This window comes from Embleya sp. NPDC005971 (assembly GCF_040629175.1).
Taxonomy (GTDB): Bacteria; Actinomycetota; Actinomycetes; order Streptomycetales; family Streptomycetaceae; genus Embleya.
This window is the reverse complement of sequence record NZ_JBEXUX010000016.1, coordinates 139,737-166,235: the sequence shown is the minus strand read 5'-3', so window position 1 is coordinate 166,235 and position 26,499 is coordinate 139,737. Positions and strand designations below refer to the sequence as shown.

Genomic DNA, 26,499 nt, shown 5'->3' with positions numbered 1-26,499 from the left:
CCGCGTGGTGCACCCTGATCGCGGTACTGATCGTGACGATCCCGGGGACCGGCCGCCGGTCGGCTTCTCGACACGAAACCGGAAACGACCGGCGACGCTCAGCGGGTGGCGGCGCGTTCCAGGCGGATGGTGAGCAGGATCGGGACCAGGGTTGCCCAGAAGAGGACTTGGGGCACGAGTCGGCCGGTCCACGGGATCGTCACGATCAGTACCGCGATCAGGGTGCACCACGCGGTCTGGCCCAGGACCAGACGCGCCCAGCCGACCCGCCGGATCAGCGACCACATGCTCAGCCTGACCCCGGTGCGCAACCGCCGGTAGCGGCGCCACGCACCCAGGCCCCACGCGATGCCCATCAGGGTCAGCGCCCAGAGCCGGATGCCGAGCGGAGCGGGCAGCGCGGTGGGGTCGTCCCCGGTCGGGAAGACCCGGCCGGCCAGCGCCGCGATCACCAGGCACGACAAGGCGATCCAGCGGGTGCCGCGCAACATCCGGAAGACGGCCGCGTCCACGTCCGCGCGCAGCCGTTCGGAGGTGGGATCGGCGGCGAGCGCGGTCGCGGCGGCATCGGCGGCGGCCGGCAGTTTGGCCCCGGCGCCGAGCAGGGACGGTTGCGCGGCGGCATACGCGGCCTGGTCGGCGAGTTCGTTCAGGGCCCAGGCGTTGTGCGGGTCGATCCGCAGAACCTCGCGAACCGCCTGCGCGCGTACGTCGTTTCGACCGACCAGCAGGGACGCCTTCCACAGCGCCCGATGCGCCCCGACCGCCTCCGGCCCCAGCCGCACCGCGGTACCGGCCGCCTCGAACGCCTCGGGCCAGCGCGGCTGCCACGAGTTCAGCGCCTCGGACAGCGCCGCGTACGCCTGCCACAGGTCGGGCGCGATGGCGATCGCGGCCCGCGCCGCGGCCTCCGCCTCCTCGCCGCGGCACAACTTGCGCAGACCGTACACGCGCACCAGGAGCGCCTCGTAGTCGTCCGGCGCGACCGCCAACGCGGCGTCGCTCGCGGCCACGACCTCCTCGTCGTGCCCGAGATTGAGGTGTACGTAGGCGAGTCGGACCCAGGCCCGGGCGTCGGCGGGGTCCTCGGCGACACGCCGGGCGAGGAGTTCGCCCGCCTCCTCGTGCCGATCCAACTGCATCAGCGCGTGCGCCCGCGCGGACAACGGATGTTCGCTCACAACTTTCCGGTCTTCCTCAGGTAGGTGAGCAGGTCGTCGTATGTGCCGCCCTCGTTGGCGAACATCGCGACGTTGCGCGCGGTCGCGAACCACGCCTCGGTGGACGGGCGGATCGCCTTCGCCGCCGCCAGCAGATCACGAGTGTCGATCATCCGGACCGAACCGGTGCGCACGGAGTCCAACAGCGCGGCCTCGGCAGCGCTTTCGCACACGTGCGCCAGATCCGCGCCGGAGAACCCGTCGGTGATCCGGACCAGTTTGCCCAGGTCGATCGAGGCGATGGGCCGCTCGCGCAGGTGGTAGCGCAGGATCGCCTCGCGGGCCGGACGGTCCGGCGGCAACACGAGCAGGGTGCGGTCCAGTCGGCCCGGGCGGCGCAGCGCCAGATCCACGTCCCAGGGCACGTTGGTCGCGGCGAGCACGAACACGCCCTCGTTGTCGTCGCCGACCCCGTCCAACTCGGTGAGCAGTTGATTGACGGTGGTACGCATCCCGCCGTGCGCGGTACGGCTGCGCTTGGCGCCGAGTGCGTCCAACTCGTCGAGGAAGACCACGCACGGCGCCCGGCGGCGGGCGGTGGCGAACACCTCGTGCATGTTGCGCTCGGAGTTGCCCAGCCACATGTCCAGCACGTCGTTGACGGACACCGAGACGAAGTCGGCGCCGAGTTCGCCGGCCACGGCGCGGGCGATGAAGGTCTTCCCGCAGCCGGGCGGCCCGTACAGCAGCAGCCCCCCGCGCAGGCTCTTCCCGTACAGCCTGCGCAACTCGGGATTGCGCATCGGGGCCAGGAACGCGGCCTCCAGCCGATCCTTGACCTCCTGCATCCCGCCGACGTCGGCAAGGCGCAGCGACCCCGGCGTCTGCACGTCCCACGCGCCCGCCGCGCCCGGATCGCCGCCGTCGGCCGCCACGGGCGCTTCGGGCCCGTCGCGGCCCTCGTCCGATCGTGCGACGAACCGGGGTGGCAGCACCCCCTCCACCTCGTGCTCGGCCGCGGCCCAGTCGAACCCGCCCGCCCGGGGGCCCGGTTCGGCGACCGGCGGCGACGCGGGGGCGGCCATCGCCCGAGCCATCAGTGCCCGCGCCTGCGGATCGCCCGGCGCCCGCCCGAGGACGGCGGCCACCTCCGCGACGGCGGCGTCCGGGTTGCCGGCCTCGATCAACAACTGCGCGAGGTGCAGGCGCAGCGGCAGTTCGTGCGGCGCCGCCTCGACGGCCGTGCGCAGACTGCGGATCAGCGGAGAGTCCGCCGCCGCCGATGGTTCCGGGGAGTGGGGACGCTCTTCGGGCATGGGCGCAAGATTACGATCACCCGGCGCCCTCCCCGCCGGCGGGTACCGGCGGGGAGCCCGGGGGGACCGGCCCGGGGCCATGCCGCCTTCCGCGCGGTGATGCGGGCATGGCACTCGGCGATCTCGTCGCTCGTCGCGAGCCACCCCCGGGTGGTCGGCGACGTACGCCGGCGCCCGGTCCGGGTACTTGTGCCGGAACGCCCGACCGCTGACGAACGGGTGCTGCGTCGCCTCGCGGTACACCGGGACGGCCGCACGTTGGAGGCGACCGAGCCGGTCGGCACCGGGCGGGGGCGCGGCCGGACGAGGTCCCCCGTCCGCTGACGCGTGCCCGGTGCGCGATCGGCCCGGGTGCGGCCGGGCCGGCGACGCGGGTTCACCCGCGCGGCCCCATGGTCGGGGCCGGGTTCTTCGGCTGTCGGGTGGGCGTGGCGGCGCGCCGGGCCGGTTCCCGGGCATGCGCGAAGTGTTGCCGGCGGTTTTCCTGGTGAAGGCGACGGATCATTTCGGATGGAGCGAACATGCGCAGGACGACAACGGCCGCGAACACGCCGAGTGCCGGCGGGCCGGCCCCGGGCCGCAGACGGCCGGTGCGGCACGGTGCCGAGCCGGACCACGGACTCGACGACATCGGCGAAGGCCGACGGCGGCGTGAGATGTTCTGCCCACGATGCATGGGCGTGACCGAACGCTGCACCCACGCGATCGGCGAACTCTCGGGCGTGGCACCGGACTTGCCGTTCGCGGGTCGACGCTCCGCCCGGCGTGGCGGGCCGCCGCGGGGATGACCGGACCGGGCGATCACGGCCCGATGAGGATTCGCGTCGACGCCGTCGGCCTTCCCGGGCCGAGTTGTCCGCCCGGGAAGGCCGAGCCCGAATACCGCAACGTGCACGTCGCCGTGCGGCGGCGCGGCCGACCCGGCTCACCCGGACGGCGGATAACGCGGAGGATCAGCGTTTGACCGCGACGAAACCCCACTGATCGACCGGTTCGGTGGTGAGCGGCTCGTCAGGGCGCCACAGGCTGATCGAACCGAAGCCCGGTTCGAGCAGTTCCAGGCCGTCGGCGAAGGAGCGCAGCACCTCGGCGGGACGCGAGACGTACGGGAGGGCGCCGCCCTCGGCGTACTCGTCCGACGCGGCGCGGGTCAGCGGCGTTTCGATGGTGTCGCACAGGACCAGGTGGCTGCCTGCGGGGAACGCGTCCAGGTAACCGCGCAACAGGGCGGCGGCCCGGGCGTCGTCGGTGACGTGGCCCAGGGTGGAGAGCAGCATCAGCGCGACCGGTCGATCCAGGTCGAGCGTCCGGGCGGCCTCGCGCAACACGGTCTCGGTGTCGGTGAGGTCGGCCGGCACGTACGCGGTGGCCCCCTCGGGTCGACCGCCCAACAGCGCGCGGGCGTGGGCGAGCACGATCGGGTCGTTGTCCACGTAGACGATGCGTGCCTGCGGAGCGACCTGCTGGGCCACCTCGTGGGTGGCGTCCGCGGTGGGCAACCCCGTGCCCAGGTCCAGGAATTGCCGGATTCCGGCGGTCCCCGCCAGATGGCGCACGGCGCGCGCCTGGAAGCGCCGGGAGGCGCGGGCGATGTCGACGATCTGCGGGAACGATTCCTGTAACTGCCCACCCAGGGCCCGGTCGATCGGGTAGTTGTCCTTGCCGCCGAGCCAGAAGTTCCACATCCGCGCCGAGTGCGGCGTGGTCGTGTCGATCACGAACTCCGGTTCGCCGGACCCCTTCGACCCGCCCGGGCCGGTCGATTCGCTCGGCTCGATCGGCGCAGGCGTGGGCCGGTTCGCGTCCATGTCACTCTCATCCCGTCGCGTCACACGATTCTCACAGAAACATGTGCTGTGCATCCTCGCACCACCCGCTACACGCGACACGATCGGGCACCGCGAGCCGGCTCGGACGGCCGGGAGCGGCGCGAACTCGCCGCGGTGGAGCATGAGCGCGGCAGCGGCGGGGATCTCCGGTTCCCCGTCGGCACGTCGGCGGAACGCGAGATCGAGCGCGATCGGCCCGGAGGGTGGTCGCGAGCCGGGCGCGTCGACGGGACGGCGGTGTCCGCAAGGCTGATTGCCACAACCGTCGGGGAGTGGCCACACAGCCGTCCCGGCGACGGTTCCGCGCTACGGCTCGGACGGGTCGGGCGGGTCGGGTGGCGCCGCGTCGTCGGGGTGCGGGTAGTGACAGGTCGCGGAACAGCGGCAGCGGGGTTCTTCGGGGAAGGCGAGCATCGACGGGGGAGTCCCGTGGTGGACCCGGGAGCCCCGGATCAGCCGGGTGCCGTGCGGGTCGACCCGGTACACGGTCACGGTCAGTCGGGAATCCCGGGTCGCCGGCGGGGCATCGACATCGGGACGGATGGTGTCGGACATGAATCCTCCTTCTCCGACCGGAAAGGCCGTTCCAGAGGTATCACGGGCGCGGGCGGCGAGTCGGCCGGCCGACCGCCGATCACTCGAACGGCGGTGTCGCCCGGGCGCCGCCCACCTCGGGTTTCGCCGGACCCGCAGGGGGTGAACCGCTGCGCGGGGGCTCGGCGATGGAGGCCGCTCAGGGCCGGCACCTGCGGGTTCGCGGTCGGCGGCGGCGTCCCGGCCGACCCGGATCGGTCGCGCTGTGCCAATCGGGTCGAGTTCGGCGACGTCGGGCGCGGCCGTGCCGATTTCAGTAGGTGAGGTGGGCGACCACGGGTGCGTGGTCGGAGCCGGGCTTGTCCCGGCGTTCGCCGGGGTGGTCGGTGACGGAGGGCAGCGGTCGGCCGGTTCCGGTGCCGACGCTGTCGACGCGCGCCAGGAGCGCGTGGCTGACCAGGAGGTGGTCGATGAGCTCGCCCTGGCCCTCGAAGACGCGGGAGAAGCGCTGGTCTTCGGGGATCAGCGGGGCCAGGTTCCACAGTCGGGATGCGTCGCCTTGGTCCGGGTGGTCGAAGCCGCCGGTGCCGATCTGCGATCCGGGCGGGCCGAGGAGGATCTGGGTGGTGGCGGCCTGCGGTTGGTCGTTGAGGTCACCCATCAGGACGACGTCGTGCGTGCGGCCGTCGTCGGCGAGCAGTCGATCGGCGAGGGCGCGCATCGTGACGGCCTCGGCGCCGCGACGCCACAACGCGTAGGCGGCGTAACGGGCGCGCTCTCCCTCGTTGCGCGGCGCGTGCCGTTCGCCGGGATAGGTGAGCAGCTTGGACTTCAGGTGGCAGACGGCGGCGGTGAGGGTGTGGCCGGGTACCGGTTCGAGGGTGACGGCGAGGCCGCCGCGCCCCATGACGCTGATCGGCACGCCGGTGTCCTGGCTCTGGAGGGGTTCGAACTGGGCCGGGAACGCGGTGACGTCGGCGATGGTGGTGAGCGGCTTGCGCGCGAGGAAGCCGACCCGGATGCCGCGCACGTCCGGGTGGGCGGACAGCGCGGTGTGCCACTGGCCGTCGAGCAACGCCACCAGGTCGGCGAGGGCGTCGGGATTGCCGACCTCCTGGATGCCGAGCAGATCGGGCTCCAGTTCGGTGATCGTCGCGGCCAACGCGGCCAACTTCACCCGGTAGGCGGGATCGTCCTTGGGTCCGCCCGGCTCGCCGGGGCGAAAGAGGTTCTCCAGATTCCACGTGCCGATGGTCACCCTCACGAGCTGCTCCTGACGATGTCTGGGAGTGGACCCGTCCAGTGTTTCGGCCCATACCGCATGTGCGTAAGCGCGCGGCGGCATTCGGCCTAAGCCTCGGGGACGTCCGCACCCGTCGGCGCGGTCGGGGACGGGTGGGCGGTGGCCTCGGATGCGGGCCGGGGCAACAGGCCCACCGCCCGGCCGCGTTGCGGGCATCCGCCCGGTCCGGACATCCCCGCCGCGACCCACTGCGTGCGCGCTCCGGAGCGCAGCCGGTGGATCGCGCGCCGCCGGACGCACGCGGGGTGGGGTGTGTCGTTCCCGCCGACAAGTTGTCGGCGGGAACGACACCGAGGGCGGCGCCACGGCCGGGGGCCATGGCCGGCCGCCCGGTCCGGGCCGGCTACTTCACCCACAGTTCGTAGTTCTCGAACTGGCCGCCGCCCGTGCACTGGTAGGCGGACCAGCGGTGGGCGTTGATGCCCTGGTTGCCGGTGTCGTTGCAGGCGCTGGCCCAGTAGTAGTCGGTGATGTAGGTGTAGCCCGGGCTGGCCGGCGGGTGGCACGGATGCGTGCAGGCGACCGTCGCCGGAGCCGCCTGGGCGGGCGCCGCGCCCAGCACGGTGCCGGCCAGGACGGCGCTGCCGGTGGCAAGACCGAGGACGAAGTTGCGGAGGCGCATGATGGAGTCCCTTCGGTGTGCGAAATGCGGACATCCCGTACACGTTCGGTGACGACCTTCGGTATGACACGGATTGTGTGACCCGGGTCACACTCCGTGCCTTCCGGTGCCGGTGCTCCGCCCCCGACCGCGCCCCCGGTCCCGCCCTCGGGTGTCGGCGAGACGGGACTGCGGCGGCGATCCATGCCGAGAGAGCCGATCTATCTTCCGGCGGTATGGCCGCTATCGGCGTATTTCCCGGAGGGCACCCTTGTCACGGGCGCCAGAACCAGGAATATTGATCCTACCTTTCCCGGCTGCTCCGTCCCTGCCCAAGGATTCGCATGTCTGCATCGACCCCCGGTCACGACGATCCCGTTCGCCCGCTCCCCGGTTGGTTCGACGATGCCAAGCTCGGCGTGATGATCACGTGGGGGTTGTACTCGGTGCCGGCGTGGGCGCCGCTGGACGATCGGCTGGTCCGGTTGCTCGCCGAGCACGGCGAGGGGGCGGACCGGGATCGCTCCTACCACGCCGAGGCGGACGCGGACGGGTTCGATCCGATCGTGACCACGAGCTACAGCGAGTGGTACCAGAACTCGGTGTCCGTGCCGGGCAGTCCCACCTGGCACCACCACCGGGAGACCTACGGCGACCGGACCTACGCCGACTTCCGCGACGACTTCGCCGCGGCCGTCGAGCAGTGGTCGCCCGAGCCGTGGGCGCAGTTGTGTGCGGCGGCCGGCGCCCGATACGTCGTCCCGCTCGCCAAGCACCACGACGGTTTCCTGATGTGGCCCAGCCGCACCCCCAACCCGCACCGACCCGACTGGGCCCTGGAGCGGGACGTGCTCGGCGAGTTCCGGGACGCCGCCGAGGCCCGCGGGATGCGCTTCGGGATCTACTACTCCGGCGGCATCGACTGGACCTTCGCCAACCTGCCGATCCTGCGCGCCGACGACGTGGCCCGCGCCGTACCGGACTCGCCGGAGTACGCCGGCTACGCCGACGCGCACTGGCGCGAACTGATCGAGCGCTACCGGCCGGCCGTGTTGTGGAACGACATCGGCTATCCGTCGGCCGCCGAGCCGGAGAAGCTCTTCGCGCACTACCGCGAGGCCGTCCCGGACGGCGTGGTCAACGAGCGCTTCTACGCGGGCACCCCCGACTTCCTGACGCCCGAGTACGCGACCCGCGCCACGTCGGGCGGCGGCAAGTGGGAGACCGTGCGCGGCGTCGGACTGTCCTTCGGCTACAACCGCCAGGAGGACGCGTCGTGGACCACGTCGGGGCCGGACCTGGTCGAACTGTTGATGGACGTGGTGAGCAAGGGCGGAAACCTGCTCCTGGGCATCGGTCCGGACGCGACCGGTCGAATCTCGCCGGAACAGGACGCGGCGCTGCGCGAGTTGGGGGCCTGGCTCGCGGTCAACGGTGACGCGGTGTACGGGAGCCGCTCCTGGCGGGTGGCGGAAGATCGGACGGCTGAGGGTCTGCGGGTGCGCTACACCGAGCGGGACGGCGACCTGTACGCGACCTTCCTGGACCGCCCGAGTGCCGGTGTCTCGGCGCCCCCGCGGCTTGCCGGCGCCACGCACGCCGAGTGTGTGTGGCTCGGTGGGGACGGCACCGTGGGCACCGTGACGGGCCTGGCAGGCTTGCCGGTGCCGCCCGTTCGGCCCGGCGTGCCGGAGCCGACGGTGCTCCGGATCAGCCCGGCGCCCGACCCGCGGTGACCGCGGTCGGAACGGACGAGCGGACCGGCCGGCGGGCGGCGACCCGACCGGCCTGTCTTCTTGTTGGCCGGCCCGTCATACTGGAAGTCATCGGACCTCTGGAAGGATCATCGGCATGGCTGTGACGGACGAGGCCATCGACAGGATCAAGGAGATGATCGTCTCCGGGGAGCTTCGGCCCGGCGACAAGCTTCCCAAAGAGGCGGATCTGGCCACCAAGCTGGGACTTTCGCGCAATTCGCTGCGCGAGGCGGTCAAGGCGTTGTCGCTGATCCAGATCCTGGACGTCCGGCAGGGCGACGGCACCTACGTGACGAGTCTGGAGCCGGGTCTGCTGATGGGCGCGATCGCCTTCGTCGTGGACTTCCACCACGACAAGAGCGTGCTCGACTTCCTCCAGGTGCGACGCATCCTGGAGCCGGCCGCCACCGCGCTGGCCGCGGCCCGGATCGACGCGGCCGGGATCGCCGAGCTGCGCGGCCTTGCGCAGGTCGACGAGCCGCAACCGACGCCCGAGCAGCTCATCGAGCAGGATCTGCGCTTCCATCAGGCGATCGCGGGCTTCAGCGGCAATCTCGTGCTGTGTTCGCTGCTGGACTCGCTCTCCAGTCCCACGATGCGCGCCCGGGTCTGGCGCGGTCTGACCCAGAGCGACTCGTGGGAGCGCACGGTGCGCGAGCACCAGGCGATCGTGGACGCGCTGGAGAGCGGCGACGCGGAGGCCGCGCGGTCGTGGTCGACGGCGCACATCGCGGGTGTCGAGCAGTGGCTGCGCAAGGTGGCCTGACCCGCCGTCGGTCGGGCCGGCCCTCCCGTGCGTCGGACCTCGACCCGGGTGCGCCGGCCGGACCGCCGGACGGGTCAGGCGTCGGCGAAGGTCTGTCGCTGGACGCCGAGCCCGGTGATGGCCAGCTCGACGGTGTCGCCGGCGCGCAGGTACGGCTTGGGATCGGGCTGCCCGAGGGCGACGCCGGCGGGGGTGCCGGTGTTGATCACGTCGCCCGGATACAGCGTCATGAACTGCGACAGGTACGAGACCAGGAACGCCACCGGGAAGATCATCTCGGCCGTGTTGCCGTCCTGGCGGAGCGTGCCGTTGACGCTGAGGGTCAGCGCGAGCGCCTGCGGGTCGGGCACCTCGTCGGCGGTGACCAGCCACGGGCCGAGCGGGTTGAAGGTCGCGCAGTTCTTGCCCTTGTCCCACTGGCCGCCTCGGTGCAACTGGAAGTCGCGCTCGGAGACGTCGTGGCTGATCGTGTACCCGGCCACGTGGTCCAACGGGTTCTGATCGGCGGTCAGATATGCGGCGGTGCGGCCGATCACGATCGCGAGTTCGACCTCCCAGTCGGTGGCCAGCGACGCGCGCGGCACCAGGACCGTGTCGTCGGGGCCGACCACGGTGTCCGGGGCCTTCATGAACACGATCGGCTCGGCGGGTATCGCGGCGTCGGTCTCGCGCGCGTGGTCGTGGTAGTTCAGCCCCACGCACACGATCTTCCCGGGTCGGGCCAGCGGCGGGCCGTAGCGCAGCCCGGTCGCGTCCAGGAGTGGCAGGGTCGCCGGGTCGGGCAGCACGGACAGGTCCGCGAGCAGCGCGGCGTCGATGTCCTCGACCACGCCGGACAGGTCGCGCGGGATCCCGTCGGCATCCAGGACGGCCGGGCGTTCCCGACCGGGCTCGCCTATACGGACCAGCTTCACAACGGTCTCCTCGGGTGATCGGGTCTTGCGTACATCGAATCAGTCATCCGATGTATAGGCCATAATGGAGGGCCGAAACAAGTCGATTGTGCTGACTTCGATCACTGACTGGGATATTGGTCGGACGAATGCTGGACGTATGCGGGGCGGTCACGGTATACATCGGATGTCTGGGGTGCCAGGGCCCCGCCCATCCCGGACATCCCGCCACCGGGAACCCACCCCGTTCGCGGCGGCCGGGCCGCACGGCCGACAACCGAGGAGCCACACGTGACCCCGCAGCATCCGAACGGCGTGAGCCGGCCCGCCCGACCCGAACGGCCCACGACCCCGGCCGCCGTCGTCACCGAACTGGTGACCACGGACATCCGTTTCCCGACCTCCCGGGAACTCGACGGCTCCGACGCGATGAACCCGGACCCGGACTACTCGGCCGCCTACGTCGTGCTGCGCACCGACGACGCCGACGGGCACGAGGGACACGGCTTCGCGTTCACCATCGGGCGCGGCAACGATGTGCAGGTCGCCGCGATCGACGCGCTGCGCGCCCACGTGGTCGGCCGGCCGCTGGACGAACTGCTGGACGACCTGGGCGCGTTCTCCCGATCCCTGGTCGGCGACAGCCAGTTCCGCTGGCTGGGCCCGGAGAAGGGCATCATGCACATGGCCATCGCCGCGGTGGTCAACGCCGCGTGGGATCTGCGGGCCAAACGCGCCGGCAAGCCGCTGTGGCGACTGCTCGCCGAGCTGACGCCGGAGGAGATCGTCGACCTGGTCGACTTCCGCTACCTCGGCGACGCGCTCACCCGCGAGGACGCGCTGGCGATTCTGCGCCGCGCCGAGCCGGGGCGGGCCGAGCGGGCCGAGACGCTGTGCGACGGCGGGTATCCCGCGTACACGACCTCGCCCGGGTGGCTGGGCTACGACGACGAAAAGCTCGCCCGGTTGTGCCGCGAGGCGGTCGCCGAGGGCTTCACCCAGATCAAGCTCAAGGTCGGCGCCGACCGGGCCGACGACGTCCGGCGCTGTCGGATCGCCCGGGAGAGCGTCGGCCCCGACATCCGGATCGCGGTGGACGCCAACCAGCGCTGGGACGTGCCCGAGGCGATCGGATGGATGCGCTCGCTGGCCCCGTTCGACCCGCACTGGATCGAGGAACCCACCAGCCCGGACGAGGTGTTGGGGCACGCGGCGATCCGCCGGGGGATCAGCCCGATCAAGGTCGCCACCGGCGAGCACGTGCAGAACCGGATCGTTTTCAAGCAGTTGCTCCAGGCCGAGGCGATCGACTTCGTCCAGATCGACGCGTGCCGGGTCGGCGGCGTCAACGAGAACATCGCGATCCTGCTGCTGGCCGCCAAGTTCGGTGTCCCGGTGTGCCCGCACGCCGGCGGCGTGGGCCTGTGCGAACTGGTCCAGCATCTGTCCATGTTCGACTACGTCGCGGTCAGCGGCCGGATCGAGGACCGGGTGATCGAGTACGTCGACCACCTGCACGAGCACTTCCTCGACCCGGTCGTGATCACCGACGGGAACTACCGGGCGCCGTCCGCGCCCGGCTTCTCGTCCACCATGCATCCCGCCTCGATCGCCCGATTCCGCTACCCGGACGGCGAGTTCTGGGTGGCCGATCGCGCCGCACAGGCGCCCGTCGTGGAGGTCTCCGCATGAGCATCCCGTCCGCAACCCGCACGCCGGCCGCGGGAGACTTCGCCGGCCTTCGTGCCCTGGTCACCGGCGGCGCGTCCGGCATCGGGCTGGCCACCGCCCGGATGTTGACCGCCCGGGGCGCGACCGTGGCCGTGCTCGACCGGGACCCGGCCGCCCTGGCCGGCGGCCCCGAACTGATCTCGTTCACCGCGGACGTCACCGACGACGCCTCGGTCGGCGCGGCCGTGCGCGACGCGGTCGCGCGGCTCGGCGGCCTGGACATCCTGGTCAACAACGCCGGGATAGGCGCGGCCGGCACGGTGGCCGACAACGCGGACGCCGAGTGGCATCGGGTGTTGGACGTCAACGTGGTCGGCCTGGTCCGCGTCACCCGCGCCGCGCTGCCGCACCTGCGCGCGTCGGCGCACGCGGCGATCGTCAACACCTGCTCGATAGCCGCGACCGCGGGCCTGCCGCAACGCGCGCTCTACTCCGCCTCCAAGGGCGCGGTGCTCGCGCTGACCCTGGCGATGGCGGCCGACCACGTCCGCGAGGGCATCCGGGTGAACTGCGTCAACCCCGGTACCGCCGACACCCCGTGGGTCGGCCGGCTGTTGGATGCCGCCGACGACCCCGCGCGCGAGCGGGCGGCCCTGGACGCCCGCCAGCCGATGGGACGGCTCGTCGCCGCCGACGAGGTCGCCTTCGCGATCTGCTCGCTGGCGAGCCCGCTGGCCGCCTCCACCACCGGCGCCTCGCTCGCCGTCGACGGCGGCATGCAGGGTCTGCGGCTGCGGCCGGAATAACCCGATCGGGACCGGATCCTGGAGTCGAGGGCGGCGCACGCATCGTGCGCGCCCTCGACTCCTCGGTCGTTCTTCAGCAAGGCAAAGGGAGCATCGTTCGTGGACACCAACCGCATCGGCACAACGCACGTGGTCGCCGGCTCGATCGGGCTCGGGGCGGCGGCGTTCGGCAACCTGTACACCGCGACGAGCGACGCCCTGGCGCACGCGACCGTCGAGGCGGCGTGGGCCGCCGGGATCCGCTGCTTCGACGTCGCGCCGCACTACGGGGTGGGCCTGGCCGAGACCCGGCTCGGGGCCGCGCTGCGCGGGCGTCCGCGCGACGCCTACACGATCTCGACCAAGGTCGGCCGGCTGCTCGTCGACGACCCGGGCGCGCCCACCGCCGCGGACGGGTTCGTCGACACGCCGCGCCGGCGACGCGTGCGCGACTACTCCGCGGACGGTGTGCGGCGCAGCCTCGAAGCCAGCCTGGAACGCCTGGGGTTGGACCGGATCGACATCGCGCTTGTGCACGACCCCGACGAACACTGGGAACAGGCCGCGCACGAGGCGGTACCCGCGCTGGTGGCACTGCGCGAGCAGGGCGTCGTGGGTGCGATCGGGGTCGGGATGAACCAGTCCGCGATGCTCGATCGTTTCGTCGCCGAAACCGATGTGGACTGCGTGCTGCTCGCCGGCCGATACACCCTGCTCGATCGCGGCGGCGCGGCGTTGCTCGACCACTGCGCCGAGCGCGGCGTCTCGGTGCTGGCGGGTGGCGTGTACAACAGCGGGTTGCTCGCCGACCCACGCCCGGGCGCGCACTTCGACTACGCACCGGCCGACGCCGACCTGCTCGCGCGGGCCCTGCGGCTGAAGGAGATCTGCGCCGGATACGACGTCCCGCTCCGGGCCGCCGCGATCGGCTTCGCCGCCGCCCACCCCGCGGTCGCCACCGTCCTGGTCGGCGCCCGCACCCCGGCCGAGGCAACCGACGCGGCCGAGATGGGCGAGTGGCACGTCCCGGCGGCCCTGTGGGCCGAACTCGCCGCCGCCGGCTGAGAACCGACTCGCCCCGCACTGGGGCAGGGCGAGCCGACGGGCCCGTTTCCCCACCGGGGAAACGGGCCCTTTTCGGTGTGCCGTACGGCTGTTGTGTCGTCGTCTCGCGTGTGGGGCTACTTGGTGACGTAGGCCGCGTCGAACTGGAGGTAGCTGCCGCCGGTCTTGGTGAGGGTCACGGTGTGCGGGCCCGAGGTGGGGAATCGGGCCGAATAGACCTTCTGGCGGGCCGCGTAGGAGCCGCCGTTGTCGGTGGTGGCGGTGCCGACCGCGACGCCGTCCAGGGCGACGTCGGCGGTTGCGTAGCCGTCGCCCATCGGGGCCAGTACGTCGACGGCGCTGCCGGTGAAGGTGATCGTGACCGAGTCGCCGTTCGTCGAGCTCCACGTGACGTCGTCGCCGTGGTCGCCGGCGCCGCGATTGCCGGAGTGGGTCCAGGCGCCCTGGTAGGCGACGGCCGAATCGGTGTCGTTGAGCGCCGCCGGGCCCTCGACCATCCGGGCGCCGTCGATGGTGAGCCGCACGCCGGACACCTTGACCAGCTTGATCGTGTGCGTGCCCGGTGCGAGGTGGCGCGCCGCGTACAACACGGACTGCGGCTTGGGCCACCACGAGAAGCCGTCCAGCCGCTGGACGAGCGCGCCGTCGAGGTAGACGTCGTACTTGCCGCCCAGCAGGTTGCGCGGGCCCAGCACGTCGGCGGCCGTGCCGGTGAACGTGTAGGTGACCGAACCGCCGTTCGCGGTCGACGCCTGCACGTCGTCGCCGAGATCACCGCTCCACGTGTTGCTCGTGTGTTGCCACGCGCCGTCCCACGCGAAGCCGGCGTCGTCCTGGTTCACCGGCTCGGGGTCGATGCGTTCGGCGTTGCCGCGCAGGGCCTGGCGCACCTCGTTGAGGATCGACAACGACTGCTCGGAGACCTTGCCGTCCTCGTACATCATCAGGTTGAAGCTGAGCGGGACCTTGCGCGAGGCGGCGTCGAGCGCCCAGTCCACGGCCTGCTTGGCGGAGAAGTTCGGGCCACCGATCTTCTGGCCGCGCAGGTGGATGCCCCAGTCGTCCTCCATCCGGAACATCGCGTGCTGGAGCAGGCCCTTTTGCGGTCCGGACCGGAAGATGCCGTTGCCACCGACCGGTGCGCTGCCGTCGACCGCTTCGCCGTGCACCTCTTCGGCGAAGTAGGTGTCCTGGAAGTCGGTGTAACGCGGCAGGATCCACGAGTTCCAGGAGACCATGCGCCGGGGGTTGCCGGTGCGCGCGATCTTCTCCAACTCCTCGAAGGGGGCCGGGTAGTAGATCAGGCCGTCGTCGAAGAAGAAGCCGTCGAGCCTGGTGCCGTAGCGGTTGCCGATGTCCGCGACGACCTGCTTCCAGTTGGTCAGCAGCGTGCTGCGGTCGCCGGTGCCGGTGGTGTAGAAGGTGTCCGGGAACTTCTGCGTGGGCCACCAGGCGGCGTCCTCGGTGCCCAGGTGGTAGTAGAGCGTGAAGCCCAGGCCCTCGGCGTGCAGTGCGTCGGCGATCTCGCCGATCAGGTCGCGCCGGGCGGTCAGGTCGCCGTTGCCGACGATCTTGTCGATCGCCGCGTTGGGGCCGTCGACGTGGTAACCCCACCAGCTGTACGACCAGATCACGTAGGCCGCGCCGGTGCCCTTGACCATCTTGACGAAGGCCGGCACGTCGAAGTCGGCGGCCTGGCGGTCGAGCGACTTGGCCGGCCCGCCGTTCTCCGGGAAGCCCCACGAGCCGTACTGGAACATCAGGCCGTAGCCCGCCGACGCGAAGTCGGAGGTGTTCGCCCGCGCGGCGGCGATCCGCGCCTCGCGCGCCGGGCGGTCCTTCTCCCGGACCAGTTCGAGCGACTTGACCTGCGCGTCGCCGGCGAGCGTCCCGGTGCGGTCGAGCACGATCGTGGACGTGCCGGACGGCAGGGTGAGCTTGCCCGCGTCCACGCGCGCCCAGCCGCCACCCGGCTGCACGAAGCCGGTCGCCGCGGCCGAACCCCGCACGCCGACCCGGAACGTCTGCCCCGGGGCCGCGTTGAGCATCCCGGTGATCCGGTACACGTCACCCTTGGGCACGGTGACCGTCCACGCGAGGTAGTCATCGGAGGTCTTGAAGTTCTCGACCCAGAAGTTCTTTCTGGTGTCGGGGGCGAACACGGACATCGAGGGTGTGCGCTCGGCGGCCGTGCCCATCAGGGTCGTGACGTTGTCCTTGACCGCCTTCTGGTCGACCGGCAGCGGGACCTGTCCCGCCTGCGGAACGGCGCCCGGTGCGGCGGCCGGCGCCGATTCGGCCGGTCGTGGGGCGCTCGCCGCCTGGGCGGTGGGCGCGACGACCACCAGCGGCGCGCACATGGCCGCGGTGGTCGCCAGGATGGTGCACCATCGTCTCAACATCGGTCAAGACTCCTTGCTTGTCGCCGGGAGGGTGCTGATGGATCGGCGCCGCCGCGGCCAGGCGGCGGCGCCGTACACGACTGCCCGGCGGTACGGGTGTACGGCCGGGCAGTCGCGGGTTCGGGGTGGGGCGGCGCGGTCAGCGCAGGGCAACCCCGGACGCGGCGTCGAACAGGTGGATCCGTGCGGGGTCCAGGGCCAGTTCGACCTTCGCGTCGGCCGACACGGTGCTCTCCGCCGGGAAGCGGCAGGCGATCGGCGGACCGGCCGAGGCCGCGTCGCCGCGCGCCGAACCGAGCGTCACATAGACGTTCTTCTCGGCGCCCAGGGCCTCGACGTACTCGACGATCGCCGGGATCCGCACGTGGGTCGCGGTGTCGCCGAGGATCGACGCGTCGAGCAGGTGCTCGGGCCGCACGCCCACGGTGACCGGTCCGTCGGCGTGGCCCCGGACGCTCTCGGGCAGCGGCACGCCCACGCCGCCGAGGGCCACCTCGGCGCCGGTCCCGGCACCGGCCTTCGCGCCGGTCCGCGTACCGCGCAGGTGCGCGTCGACCAGGTTCATCGGCGGCGTGCCCATGAACGACGCGACGAAGGTGTTCGCGGGGGCGCGGTAGATCTCGTCGGGCGTGCCGATCTGCTGGAGTCGGCCCTCCCTGAGCACCGCGACCCGGTGGCCCATGGTCATCGCCTCGACCTGATCGTGCGTCACGTAGACCATCGTGGTGCCGACCCGGCGCTGTAGGCGGGCGATCTCGCCGCGCATCTGCACGCGCAGTTTGGCGTCCAGGTTCGACAGCGGCTCGTCCATCAGGAACAGCGCGGCGTCGCGGATGATGGCTCGGCCCATCGCGACCCGCTGGCGCTGGCCGCCGGAGAGTTGGCCGGGCTTGCGGTCGAGGTAGTCGGTCAGTTCCAGCATCGCCGCGACCTCGCGCACCCGCCGGTCGATCTCGTCCTTGGGCCGCTTGGCCAGGCGCAGCGGGTAGGCGATGTTGCGGGCCACCGTGTAGTGCGGGTAGAGCGCGTAGTTCTGGAACACCATCGCGATGTCGCGGTCGCCCGGGTGCACGTCGTTGACGACCCGCTCGCCGATCCGCAACTCGCCGCCGGTGATCGATTCCAGGCCCGCGATCATCCGCAGCAGGGTGGACTTGCCGCAGCCCGAGGGGCCGACCAGGACCAGGAACTCGCCGTCGGCGATGTCCAGATCCATGCCGTGCACCGCGACGTGCCCGTTCGGGTAGGTCTTGGACACCTGGTCCAACATCACCTGGGCCATGAGTGCTCCAACGTGCAGAAGGGGTGGTGGGCGGTCGAGGCGGGCGCGGTCATTCCTTGACCCCGCCGCTGGTCAGGCCCGCGGTGATGAAGCGCAGACCGAAGACGACGAGCAGCAGCGCGGGCACGGCGAGCAGCACCAGCGAGGCGTTGTACTTGCCGATGTCCGACGGGCTGGTGGCCAGGTACTGCTGGAAGGACTGCACCGCCTTCGCGGCGGTCGTGTACTTCTCGTCGGTGAACAGCAGGCTCGGGAACAGGAAGTCCTGGAGCGACCACATCACGCACAGGATGGAGAGGTTGACCAGCGCGGGCCGGCACAGCGGCAGATACACCGTACGGAACACCTGCCAGTGCCCGGCCCGGTCCATCCGGGCCGCCTCGATCAGCGAATCGGGGATGTTGTCGCCGAAGTTGCGCAGCAGCAGCACCGCGAACGGCAGGGTCAGCGCGGCCTCGGGCAGCGCCACGCCGAGGTAGTTGTCGAACAGACCCGCCTCGCGGATCGTGTAGTACAGCGGCACCAGGATCGCGGTGCCCGGGACGGCCAGGCACAACACGATGCCGTAGTACAGCGCCTCCTTGCCGCGGAAGTGCAGTTTGGAGAAGGCGTATCCGGCGAGCGCGCCGACGCCGACCACGATGGCGGCGTGCAACGCGGCGATGATGAAGGAGTTCAGGTAGGTGTCGTAGATCGTGACGTCGCCGACCGGATCGGTGAACAGCGCGGTGTAGTTGCCCGTGCCGCCGCCTTCGAGCGACCGCTTGATCGCCGCGTAGATCGGGAAGAGCCAGATCGCGCCCATCAGCAGCAGCATGCCCTGGAGGATCCGGCGGTCGCGCTTGCGACCGGTGAGTACGCGCATGGCGTCGCTGGTCTCGGCCACGGTCTACTCCTCGGACTTCTTGCTGAAACGGAGCTGGATCGCGGACAGCAGGAGCGCGAGCAGCAGGACGACCACGGCGGCGGCCGACGCGTAGCCGACTCGGGGACCGGGCGAGGTCGCGTAGTTGTACACGTACGTGCCGGAGATCTCGGTGCCGCCGGCCGGTCCGCCCTTGGTCGAGAAGAAGACGATCTCGAAGGCGCGGAAGGACATCAGCAGGATCGAGATCACCACCGTCTTGTGGGTGGTGCGCATCAGCGGGAACAACATCGTGCGCAACAACTGCGGGAACGACGCGCCGTCCAGGACGGCCGCCTCCAGGAGCGAGGTGTTCAGCGCGCTCAGGTCGGCGGTGTAGTACATGATCGGCAGGCCGACCAGGTAGACGAAGATGCCGATGACCACGGCGTAGGCCAGGCCCGGTTCGGTCAGCCAGTGGCCGGCCAGGAAGTCCAGGTGGGCGCTGCGCAACGTCTCGTTGAGGGTGCCGTAGCGGCTTTCCATCATGCCGCCGAACACCGAGGCGATCAGCGCCACGGGCATCAGCGAGGGCACCAGGAAGACCGCGTAGAAGACCTTGCGCCCGCGGATGCCGGTGCTCAGCACGACGGCCAGGAAGAAGCCGAGGGTCAGGGCGCCGGCGACGGCGGCGGCGGCGAACACGACGTTGTTCAGCAGCGCCCGGATGAAGCGGTCGTCGGTGAACAGCAGCCGGTAGTTCTCCAGGCCGACCGACTCCGGGTCCATGAAGGACAGATCGGTGCGCTGGAGGCTGGTGCGGGCCAGGAACACGAAGCCGAAGACGTAGAACACCAGATAGAAGGCGAGGAGCGGGAGCAGGAACAGCAGCGCCGTGCGCATCATGCCCCGCTGCTGCGGGCCGTCGATCCTCTTGGCTTTGCGTGCGCGACCGGCTTTGCCTGCGCGGCGCAGGCCGGGCAGGCGGCGGGGGGCCGCCGGCCCGGCCCCGGCTGACGCGGTGCCGGCCGGGCCCGGGGCGGTGGTGGTCATGATGGGCGTCCTTGCCGATCGGGGGCGGTGCGGGCGGCTTGCCTGCCGAAGGTGGGGTCGAGGCCACCCGCGGGCATGCGGGCGGCCGTGCCGGTCGGCGCCTACTTGCTGTAGCGACCGCTGGTGAACTCCTCCTGGAGCTTCTTCGCCTCGGAGGAGGGGTCGGAGCCCTGGATGACCTTCTTGACGGTGTCGCCGGCGACCACGGTGAAGTCGCTCATGTTGTTGCGCTCGCCGACGGAGGAGTCCACGAGTTGTTGCAGCGCGGTGTACCCGGCCTTCGCGGTCTCGGTGGACAGGATGTCCGGAGCGAGGGCGAAGTCCTTCTTGCTCGGGAACAGCCCCAGGTCCGCGCCCCACACGGAGACGCCGTCGCCGACGGTCAGGAACTTGAGCAACTCGGCCGCCTCCTTGGGGTGCTTGGAGTTCTTCGGGACGGCCAGGCCGGTCTCGATGAAGCCGCGCAGGGAGGGGGTCGCGGTCGGGTTCACCACGGGCAGGGCGGCGGCGCCGACGTCCTTGATGTCGATCTTGTTGGCGCTGCGGTAGCCCGGGGAGAGCATGCCCGCGTCCCAGGTACCGCCCAGGTAGAAGGCCGACTTGCCGGACGCGAACAGCTCGGTGGCGCGCGTGCCGGTCAGGTCCAGGGTGTCCTTGCCGAGCGTGCCGTCCTTGTACAGGCCCGCGTAGTCGCGCAGGGCACCGACGTACGCCTCGTTGTCCCAGCGACCCTTGCCGTAGCGGATGTCGTTGAACAGCGTGGGTGTGGTCTGCCCGGCCACGGTGAGCGCGACCTCGTCCTGGAACCACGAGTCGCCGGCCATCACGACCGGGATGCTGTCCGGCGCGGTCGCCTTGACCTTGGTGACCGCGTCCTTGAGCTCGGCCATCGTCTTGGGCACGGTGGTCACGCCGGCCCGGTCTAGCAGGTCCTTGTTGTAGAACATGGCGGCCGAGCCGAGTCGGCCCATCGGGATGAAGTAGAGCTTGCCGTCCTTGACCAGCTTGCGGCTCTGGTCGAGGGCCTTGGGCGCGAGTTGATTCAGCACGTCGTCGCCGATGCCCAGGTCGGCGATCGGGGTCAGCTTGGCGTGCAACTGCTCGGCCATCGCCGAGGTCTGCACGCCGACCAGGTCGAGCTTCTGACCGCTGTTCAGGGCCAGCGGAAGCTTCTTCTGGTAGTCGGAGTTGGTGCTGAGCTGGAGGTCGACCTTGATGTTCGGGTTCGCGGTCTCGAACGCGGCGATCGTCTTGCGGAGCGTCGCGTCGGTCGGGAACCACGTCGAGTACTTGAGGGTGACCTTGCCGTCGGTCGAGGAGGACGCACCGTCGTTGCCGCAAGCCGAGGCCACCAACGCGAACGCCGCGACACCCGCCACCGTGCCGGCGAGCCGTCGTATCCCTGAGCTCTTCATGGTTCTCCGTAAGTTGTCGGTCGACTCGCGGCTCGGATCGACCCCGTGATCGAGCCGCGCGGGGGCACCTTTCGGGGCGGCCGTGGAGGGATGTGAGGGTTTGGGTCACCCTCCAGGCGATCCCGTGCCGAGCTGGAGCTTATACATCCGATCTCTGGCCGCACAAGGGTTACGGAGTGCTGCGGCCGACTCGATACCTCGGGTCCCGTTTCGCGAGCAATCTCGGTTCCGATGCGGCTCCTTGATGCGGTATTGGTAGCGAAATAGGTGATTTGGGGTCGTGAGGCGAGTTGTTGTTTCAGTACGGACGGCAACGCATACATCGGCTCTTTGTCTCCGGTGCGTTGCCGTCCGTACGGAGATCACAGACTCCAGATCAGCGGCAGGGTCGCCTCCTTGCCGTCGGCCGAGTAGTCGTGCGACACCTGGGTCAACTCGCCCATGCGGGCCTGCCATCGGATGTTGACCGGCAGGTCGGCGAGGGAGTCGAGCAGGGCGCCGTAGTCGTCGCAGTCGAGCACGTGGAACAGGTCCAGGCCGCTGCGCCAGATGTTCCACTCGTGCACACCGGCCGCTCGGATGGCGGCGGTCAATTCGGCCGGCACCTCGCGGTGGGCCTGTTCGTACTCTTCCTCGCGGCCCGGGGCGAGTCGGGTGTGCAGGGCTACGCGCATGGGATGAACTCCTGGATGGGTGATGGGTGATGGGTGATGGGGGTGGTGCCGAGCCTTGACAGTGGGTCGGCCACCGCGCTTCAGTGATCGGGTCAATTCTTGAGGGTTGTTGCCGTTTCTCCGGCGACTCGCACTCTAGGCAACCCAATGATCCGATGACTATCTCTCAGGTACAGGAGATCCAGGCGTGACCGTTTCGGCGCTTGTGGACGCGCATCATCACCTGTGGGACACGGCGGAGCGCGAGTACGGGTGGATGGACGGCGCCTGGGCGGACCCGCTGCGCGGTCGGTTCGGGCCGGGCGAACTCGCGGCGGCGGTCGGGCACCGCGGGCAGGTGGCCACCATCGCCGTCCAGGCGGTGGCCGACACCGCGGAGAGCGCCGAGCTGCTGGCGATCGCGGCCGATCCGGGCACACCGGTCGCGGCGGTGGTCGGCTGGGTGGACCTGACCGCCCGGGACGCCGCCGATTCGATCGCCGCGCTGCGTGCCGGTCCGGGCGGGGAGCACCTGGTCGGGATCCGGCACCTGGTACAGGACGAGCCCGACCCGGACTGGCTGCTGCGCCCGGACGTGGCCCGCGCGCTGGCCGAGCTGACCCGCGCGGGCCTGGTGTACGACCTCCTGGTCAAGCCGCCGCAACTGGCCGCCGCGGTCCGGGTGGCCCGGGCGCATCCGGAACTGTCCTTCGTGCTCGACCACATCGGCAAGCCCGAGATCGGCACCGGCGACCGGGAGCCGTGGGCCGCGGCGATCCGCGACATCGCCGCGCTGCCCAATGTCACGGTCAAACTGTCCGGTGTCGTCACCGAAGCCGACTGGCGGGAATGGACGGTCGCCGAGGTTCTTCCGTACGCGCGCCACGCGTTGGAGACCTTCGGTCCGCAACGCACGATGTTCGGCTCGGACTGGCCGGTCTGCACCCTCGCCGCGTCCTACGACGAGGTGTTCTCGCTCGCCGCACGCACCTGCGCCGACCTGTCGACGGCCGAGCGTGACCGCGTCTTCGGCGGCACGGCCCGGACGGTGTACGGCTTCTGACCGGGGCAAAGGTGTGCCGGGTGGGCCGTCGGCCGGGGTGACGGCCCGTGGTGGGTCGGGTCAGCAGGCGTTCAGGATGGTGGTGAGGGCGCTCTTCTCGCCGGCGTCGACGGTGAGCGCGTAGTCGTGCTTGACCTGGACCCAGGCTCGGGCGTAGGTGCAGCGGTAGGACGTCTGCGGGAGCCACTCGGCGGGGTCCTTGTCGCCCTTCGAGCGGTTGGACGAGGCCGAGACGGCGATGAGTTGCGGGGCGGTCACGTCGTTGGCGAAGGCGCGCCGTCGGGTCGTGGTCCAGGCCCACGCGCCGGACGCCCAGGCTTCGGACAGCGGTACCACGTGGTCGATGTCGAACGTCGACGGGTTGGTGGTGACCACGTTGTCGTGGGCGCTGGTCCAGGTACCGGAGGTCGCGGTACACGCGCTGTTGGTGGTCACGCCGCTACCGTCGCGCTTGAGGATCCATTCGCGGGTGTCGCAGGTCCCGGAGATGGTGATCCAGGTCGGGAACAGGTCGCGGTCGTAGCTGTCGCCGTGCGTCTCGGCGGTCGCGGTCATGCCGGCCAGGTGGGAGCGGGCGGTCGCCGCGGATATCGGCGTGGGCAGCGCGGCCTGCGCGGGGATGGTCGCGGCGGCGCTCGCGGCGAGGGCAAGTCCGGCTATGCATATGGTGGTTGCGGCACGGCGCAGTGCGGTCGCGGTGGTCATGACGGGGCCTCCCGAGGGTGGTGGCGGCATCCGGCCCGGACCCGGGCGCGGATCGGCGCGCCCAGCGTGCCCGAGCCGCCCGGTCCTCCGGGACCCCGCACGGCGTGAATTCTTGGTGACGCGGGCCCGCCGAGGTCCGTACACGCGTGGGTGTCCGCCGTGAACTCGGCGATCCGACAGGCGGGTTCGCCCCGTCGGGCGGGGCGCGGCCGGCGGGGGCGGGCCGGCCGGGCGGGGAACGGGCGGCGGGTTCGGCGCGTCGGAACCTCGTGGGCTCCGTGCGGAGTCGACCCGCGCACTGCACGAACCGGAGGATGTCCATGCTCTTTGGTCGACGATCGGCCGACCTCGGCCCCAGGAACGGAGGCCGCGCCCTCGCCCGCCGGGCCCGCGAACTGGCCGCCGAGGGCAAGGAGCGCCGCGCCCTGGTCCGCGCGTCCACCGCATACGAGTTGCTCAGCGACGACTGGCCGGTCCTGGACGCGTTCGCCACCGCGACCGCCTTCGAGGACTGCGCCGCGGCCTTCACCGCGTTCGGCAGGCACACGATGGCCTTCCGCTGCCTGAGTGCCGCCGTCGAGGTGCTGAGACGGCTATGCGTGGACGAGCCCGGGAACGGGGCCGCGCACGTGCGATTCGGCGTTCTCGGCTACGCGGCCTACACGTCGGCGGTGGCCGGCGGCCGGGATCCGGCGGCGCTGGTGGACGTGTTGGAGTTCACGGTCTGCGCCCTGGGGACCGCCCTGGAACTGGGCCACGTCGAACCGGACACGCTGATCGAGGTGGCGAAGGCACTGGCCGACCGCTACGAGGAGGCCGGCCGCGTCGACGAGGCGGCGGCCGTGCGGCGATCGGCGGAGGACCTGGCCGAATCGCACTGACCCGGCTCGGCCGGTCGGCGCCGCTCACGGGGCGGGGCGCGGTGCCGACCGGCGATCGACGGGTGGGTTCAGAGGGTGGCCACGTCGGAGTCGGTCACCGCTACCTCGACCGAGCGGGTACCGCCCAGCAGGCCCGGAAGAGTGAAGGCCACGTCGAGGCGTCCGTCGAACCGACGGCCGACGACCACACCCCGGGCACCCGCGGGAATCGACTGGGCGAGCGTCCCGCCGAGGTCCCGGACCGCCTCGACCTTCGTTCCGATCTCCACAACGGGCCTTCCTCGTCGTCGTCGGGCAGGGGTTGCGTGTTGCCGGCCCCGGCCCCCGCCCCGGTGCCGGTCCGCCTGCGGAGCGGGTGGAGGGGTGGAGGGGTGGGCGGCGACGGGTGGCCTGGTTCGTTCACGGTTGCGGGTCCACATCGGTGCCGCGGTCCTGTTGCAGGCGCCACAGCTCGGCGAACAACCCGTCGGCATCGGCGAGGAGTTCCTCGAACGTGCCGCGCTGCACCACCCGGCCCGACTCCATCACCACGATCTCGTCGGCCACCGCCACGTTGGCCAGGCGGTGGGTGACCAGGACCACGGCGCTGCCCCGGGCGATGTCGCGCAGCCCGGCGAAGATGCGATGTTCGGCTCGGGGGTCGAGGGCGGAGGTGGGTTCGTCCAGACAGATCAGGCCCGGTTCCGCGTACAGGGCGCGGGCGATGCCGAAGCGCTGCCACTGCCCCACGGACGGGTCGATGCCGCCCCACCACTCCCGGGCCAGCAACGTGGCGAGGCCGCGCGGGAGGCCGGCGATGACGTCGTCCGCCCCGGAGGCCGCCGCCGCCCGATCGAGCGCGTCGGCGTCGTCGGCGCGAGGTTGTCCGAGGTTGATGTTCAGCCGGGCGGACAGCGGCCAACGGGCGATCTCCTGGGGCACGTAGCCGAGATGGGCCCAGGCGGCGTGCGGGTCCAGCTCCGCGACGTCGGTCCCGTCCCAGCTCACCCGGCCCTCGTGCGACAGGTAGAGGCCGCACAGGAGCCGGGAGAGGGTGGACTTGCCGGAGCCGTTCTCGCCGACCAGGGCCAGGATCCGGCCCCTGCGCACCTCCAGGTCGACGCCGGCCACGGCGGCGGTCGCCTTGCCCGGATAGTGGTAGGTGACGTTCTCCGCGCGTACGACGACCGGCGACTTTGGGGCGAGGGTGCCCCGCTTCATGCCGTGGCCGCCGGCTTCGTCGAGGAAGCGGGCCCAGTCGTCGAGGTAGAGGCCGACGCTGTACAGCCGGCTGCCCGAGATCACCAGGCCGCCCAGTGCGGTGCCGACGGTGCGCAGCGCGATGACGGCGGTGCCGGCGGCGGCCACCGACATCCGGCCGCTGGAGAGCAGGTAGGCCAGGGTGGCCCAGACCAGGCTCGCGGCCAGGCCGCCCATGGCGGCGCCGACCAGACCGATCTTCGCGGTGGTCCAGGCACCGGCCTGGGTGACGCGTTGCACGCGCTCGGCGGCGATCGAGTATCGGTTCAGCAGGTACGGCGCCATCGTGCAGGCGCGCACCTGGTCGGCCCAGCGTTGGTCGGAGATGTGCCAGCGCAGCATGTTGAGCAGCCGGCGCTCGTCCTGGGTGCGCAGGGTGGTCAGGTACTCGACCCTGGCCCCGCGTACCGCGGCGACTCCGCGCGGGAGCGCGCCGAGCAGGAGCAACGGGAGCAGTACCGGATGCAGGATGGTGAGCACGGACGCGGCGGCGATCAGGGACGCGCAGGCGGCGAGCACGTCCTGGGACTGCGGCATCAGGCCGCGCATCGACTGTAGACCGCGATCCGCCGCGTCCCACCGGTCCTGGTAGCCGGGATGGTTGTAGGCGGCCAACTCGGCGCGGGAGGCGGCCTGGAGGAGCAGCCATTCGGATTCGCGGGCCAGGCGAGGGGTGACCCGCGCGGACAGGCCGACGACGGCGATGCCCAGTACGGCGCGCAGGCCGACCGCCGAGGCGAGCAGGACGATCGAGGGCAGCGCCTCGCGCAGGCGGTCGGCCACGTCGCCGGCGGAGATCAGGGCGGTGATCGTGCCCGTCGTCGCGAGCAGGCCGCCGGCCTCCAGGAGTCCGGCGAGGACCTGGCACACCAGCAGCGCGACCAGCGCGCCCGGATCGGCCCGCCAGGCCAGGCGCATCGCGCGCCTGATCAGTCGGGGCAGGCGGGCCGCCATCGCCCGGGTGGTGATCCTGGTCAGCGCCTCCTCGGTGTCGCGTCCGGGTGGCGCGAATCGCGGTTCCTGGTCCGCGGGTTCGGCGGTGGCCGGGTCGGTCGCGCGCTGTTCGGCGGCGGTCGGACCGGTCGGTCGATCGCTGCCGACCTGGTGGGGGATGCCGGCGGAGTCGGGTTTCGACCGGGGCGAGGAGGGGTCTCCTCCGGTGGCTTTCGTGGTCATCGCGGTGCCTCCTGGCGGTGCGGGCGAGGTCGCCTGCGGGAGTGTCCGCTCATGCTTCTGGCGTGTGTCCGGACCCGGCAGAGCGCACGGATGTGCGACCGAGGCG

General features: G+C 71.4%; 23 protein-coding genes. 7 read left to right on the top strand and 16 right to left on the bottom strand.

What is annotated here, in order from left to right:
* Positions 1–98: 98 nt before the first annotated feature.
* The 6 genes from ABZ374_RS16975 to ABZ374_RS16950 form a co-directional block, all read right to left on the bottom strand.
* Complete coding sequence (locus tag ABZ374_RS16975) at positions 99–1,181, bottom strand: translation initiation factor IF-2 (protein WP_360311596.1); 1,083 nt, start codon at positions 1,179–1,181, stop codon at positions 99–101.
* Complete coding sequence (locus ABZ374_RS16970; protein WP_360311594.1) at positions 1,178–2,476, bottom strand: ATP-binding protein; 1,299 nt, start codon at positions 2,474–2,476, stop codon at positions 1,178–1,180. The genes ABZ374_RS16975 and ABZ374_RS16970 overlap by 4 nt, the downstream gene beginning before the upstream one ends.
* A 953-nt stretch (positions 2,477–3,429) precedes the next feature.
* The gene (locus ABZ374_RS16965; protein ID WP_360311592.1) at positions 3,430–4,284 is read right to left on the bottom strand and encodes an SAM-dependent methyltransferase; all 855 of its coding nucleotides are present in this window, start codon (positions 4,282–4,284) and stop codon (positions 3,430–3,432) included.
* Between the two features lie 327 nt (positions 4,285–4,611).
* On the bottom strand, positions 4,612–4,860 hold the full coding sequence (locus ABZ374_RS16960) for a hypothetical protein (RefSeq protein WP_360311590.1): 249 nt from the start codon (positions 4,858–4,860) through the stop codon (positions 4,612–4,614).
* Between the two features lie 292 nt (positions 4,861–5,152).
* Complete coding sequence (locus ABZ374_RS16955) at positions 5,153–6,097, bottom strand: endonuclease/exonuclease/phosphatase family protein (RefSeq protein WP_360311610.1); 945 nt, start codon at positions 6,095–6,097, stop codon at positions 5,153–5,155.
* A 388-nt stretch (positions 6,098–6,485) separates the two neighbouring features.
* Positions 6,486–6,764: a hypothetical protein gene (locus tag ABZ374_RS16950; protein WP_360311588.1), complete on the bottom strand. Its 279-nt coding sequence runs from the start codon at positions 6,762–6,764 to the stop codon at positions 6,486–6,488.
* A gap of 323 nt (positions 6,765–7,087) precedes the next feature.
* On the opposite strand from ABZ374_RS16950, the gene ABZ374_RS16945 reads away from it, so the two are divergent.
* Both ABZ374_RS16945 and ABZ374_RS16940 read left to right on the top strand, forming a co-directional pair.
* Positions 7,088–8,479, top strand: a complete 1,392-nt coding sequence (locus tag ABZ374_RS16945; RefSeq protein WP_360311586.1) for an alpha-L-fucosidase — start codon at positions 7,088–7,090, stop codon at positions 8,477–8,479.
* Between the two features lie 115 nt (positions 8,480–8,594).
* Complete coding sequence (locus ABZ374_RS16940; RefSeq protein WP_360311584.1) at positions 8,595–9,266, top strand: FCD domain-containing protein; 672 nt, start codon at positions 8,595–8,597, stop codon at positions 9,264–9,266.
* 74 nt (positions 9,267–9,340) lie between these two features.
* On the opposite strand, the gene ABZ374_RS16935 is transcribed toward ABZ374_RS16940, so the two are convergent.
* Positions 9,341–10,180 carry a fumarylacetoacetate hydrolase family protein gene (locus ABZ374_RS16935; protein WP_360311582.1) on the bottom strand — a complete coding sequence of 280 codons (840 nt, stop codon included), beginning with the start codon at positions 10,178–10,180 and terminating at the stop codon, positions 9,341–9,343.
* 270 nt (positions 10,181–10,450) lie between these two features.
* Between ABZ374_RS16935 and ABZ374_RS16930 the strand changes: the two genes are divergently transcribed.
* From ABZ374_RS16930 to ABZ374_RS16920, 3 genes are all read left to right on the top strand, one after another.
* Positions 10,451–11,851, top strand: a complete 1,401-nt coding sequence (locus tag ABZ374_RS16930) for an L-fuconate dehydratase (RefSeq protein ID WP_360311580.1) — start codon at positions 10,451–10,453, stop codon at positions 11,849–11,851.
* On the top strand, positions 11,848–12,636 hold the full coding sequence (locus ABZ374_RS16925; protein ID WP_360311578.1) for an SDR family oxidoreductase: 789 nt from the start codon (positions 11,848–11,850) through the stop codon (positions 12,634–12,636). The genes ABZ374_RS16930 and ABZ374_RS16925 overlap by 4 nt, the downstream gene beginning before the upstream one ends.
* 99 nt (positions 12,637–12,735) lie before the next feature.
* A complete protein-coding gene (locus ABZ374_RS16920) occupies positions 12,736–13,680 on the top strand; it encodes an aldo/keto reductase (protein WP_360311576.1) in 945 nt (314 codons plus the stop codon).
* A gap of 116 nt (positions 13,681–13,796) precedes the next feature.
* Here the strand turns inward: ABZ374_RS16920 and ABZ374_RS16915 are convergent, their stop codons facing one another.
* From ABZ374_RS16915 to ABZ374_RS16890, 6 genes are all read right to left on the bottom strand, one after another.
* The gene (locus ABZ374_RS16915; protein ID WP_360311574.1) at positions 13,797–16,082 is read right to left on the bottom strand and encodes an alpha-L-fucosidase; all 2,286 of its coding nucleotides are present in this window, start codon (positions 16,080–16,082) and stop codon (positions 13,797–13,799) included.
* A 139-nt stretch (positions 16,083–16,221) separates the two neighbouring features.
* A complete protein-coding gene (gene ugpC / locus ABZ374_RS16910) occupies positions 16,222–17,364 on the bottom strand; it encodes a sn-glycerol-3-phosphate ABC transporter ATP-binding protein UgpC (protein WP_360311572.1) in 1,143 nt (380 codons plus the stop codon).
* A gap of 49 nt (positions 17,365–17,413) precedes the next feature.
* Positions 17,414–18,250, bottom strand: a complete 837-nt coding sequence (locus ABZ374_RS16905) for a carbohydrate ABC transporter permease (RefSeq protein WP_360311570.1) — start codon at positions 18,248–18,250, stop codon at positions 17,414–17,416.
* Between the two features lie 3 nt (positions 18,251–18,253).
* Entirely contained in the window at positions 18,254–19,261 is a 1,008-nt protein-coding gene (locus ABZ374_RS16900; protein WP_360311568.1) for a sugar ABC transporter permease, read from the bottom strand.
* A 101-nt stretch (positions 19,262–19,362) separates the two neighbouring features.
* On the bottom strand, positions 19,363–20,676 hold the full coding sequence (locus ABZ374_RS16895) for an extracellular solute-binding protein (RefSeq protein WP_360311566.1): 1,314 nt from the start codon (positions 20,674–20,676) through the stop codon (positions 19,363–19,365).
* Positions 20,677–21,038: 362 nt separating this feature from the next.
* On the bottom strand, positions 21,039–21,350 hold the full coding sequence (locus tag ABZ374_RS16890) for an L-rhamnose mutarotase (RefSeq protein ID WP_360311564.1): 312 nt from the start codon (positions 21,348–21,350) through the stop codon (positions 21,039–21,041).
* 187 nt (positions 21,351–21,537) lie between these two features.
* On the opposite strand from ABZ374_RS16890, the gene ABZ374_RS16885 reads away from it, so the two are divergent.
* Positions 21,538–22,392, top strand: a complete 855-nt coding sequence (locus tag ABZ374_RS16885) for an amidohydrolase family protein (protein WP_360311562.1) — start codon at positions 21,538–21,540, stop codon at positions 22,390–22,392.
* A gap of 60 nt (positions 22,393–22,452) precedes the next feature.
* Here ABZ374_RS16885 and ABZ374_RS16880 read toward each other — a convergent pair whose 3' ends face one another.
* On the bottom strand, positions 22,453–22,947 hold the full coding sequence (locus ABZ374_RS16880) for an HNH endonuclease family protein (protein WP_360311608.1): 495 nt from the start codon (positions 22,945–22,947) through the stop codon (positions 22,453–22,455).
* Positions 22,948–23,417: 470 nt separating this feature from the next.
* Between ABZ374_RS16880 and ABZ374_RS16875 the strand changes: the two genes are divergently transcribed.
* On the top strand, positions 23,418–23,978 hold the full coding sequence (locus ABZ374_RS16875) for a hypothetical protein (protein WP_360311560.1): 561 nt from the start codon (positions 23,418–23,420) through the stop codon (positions 23,976–23,978).
* 68 nt (positions 23,979–24,046) lie between these two features.
* Here the strand turns inward: ABZ374_RS16875 and ABZ374_RS16870 are convergent, their stop codons facing one another.
* Entirely contained in the window at positions 24,047–24,247 is a 201-nt protein-coding gene (locus tag ABZ374_RS16870) for a hypothetical protein (RefSeq protein WP_360311558.1), read from the bottom strand.
* A gap of 130 nt (positions 24,248–24,377) precedes the next feature.
* Entirely contained in the window at positions 24,378–26,393 is a 2,016-nt protein-coding gene (locus ABZ374_RS16865; RefSeq protein ID WP_360311556.1) for an ABC transporter ATP-binding protein, read from the bottom strand.
* Positions 26,394–26,499: the final 106 nt, after the last annotated feature.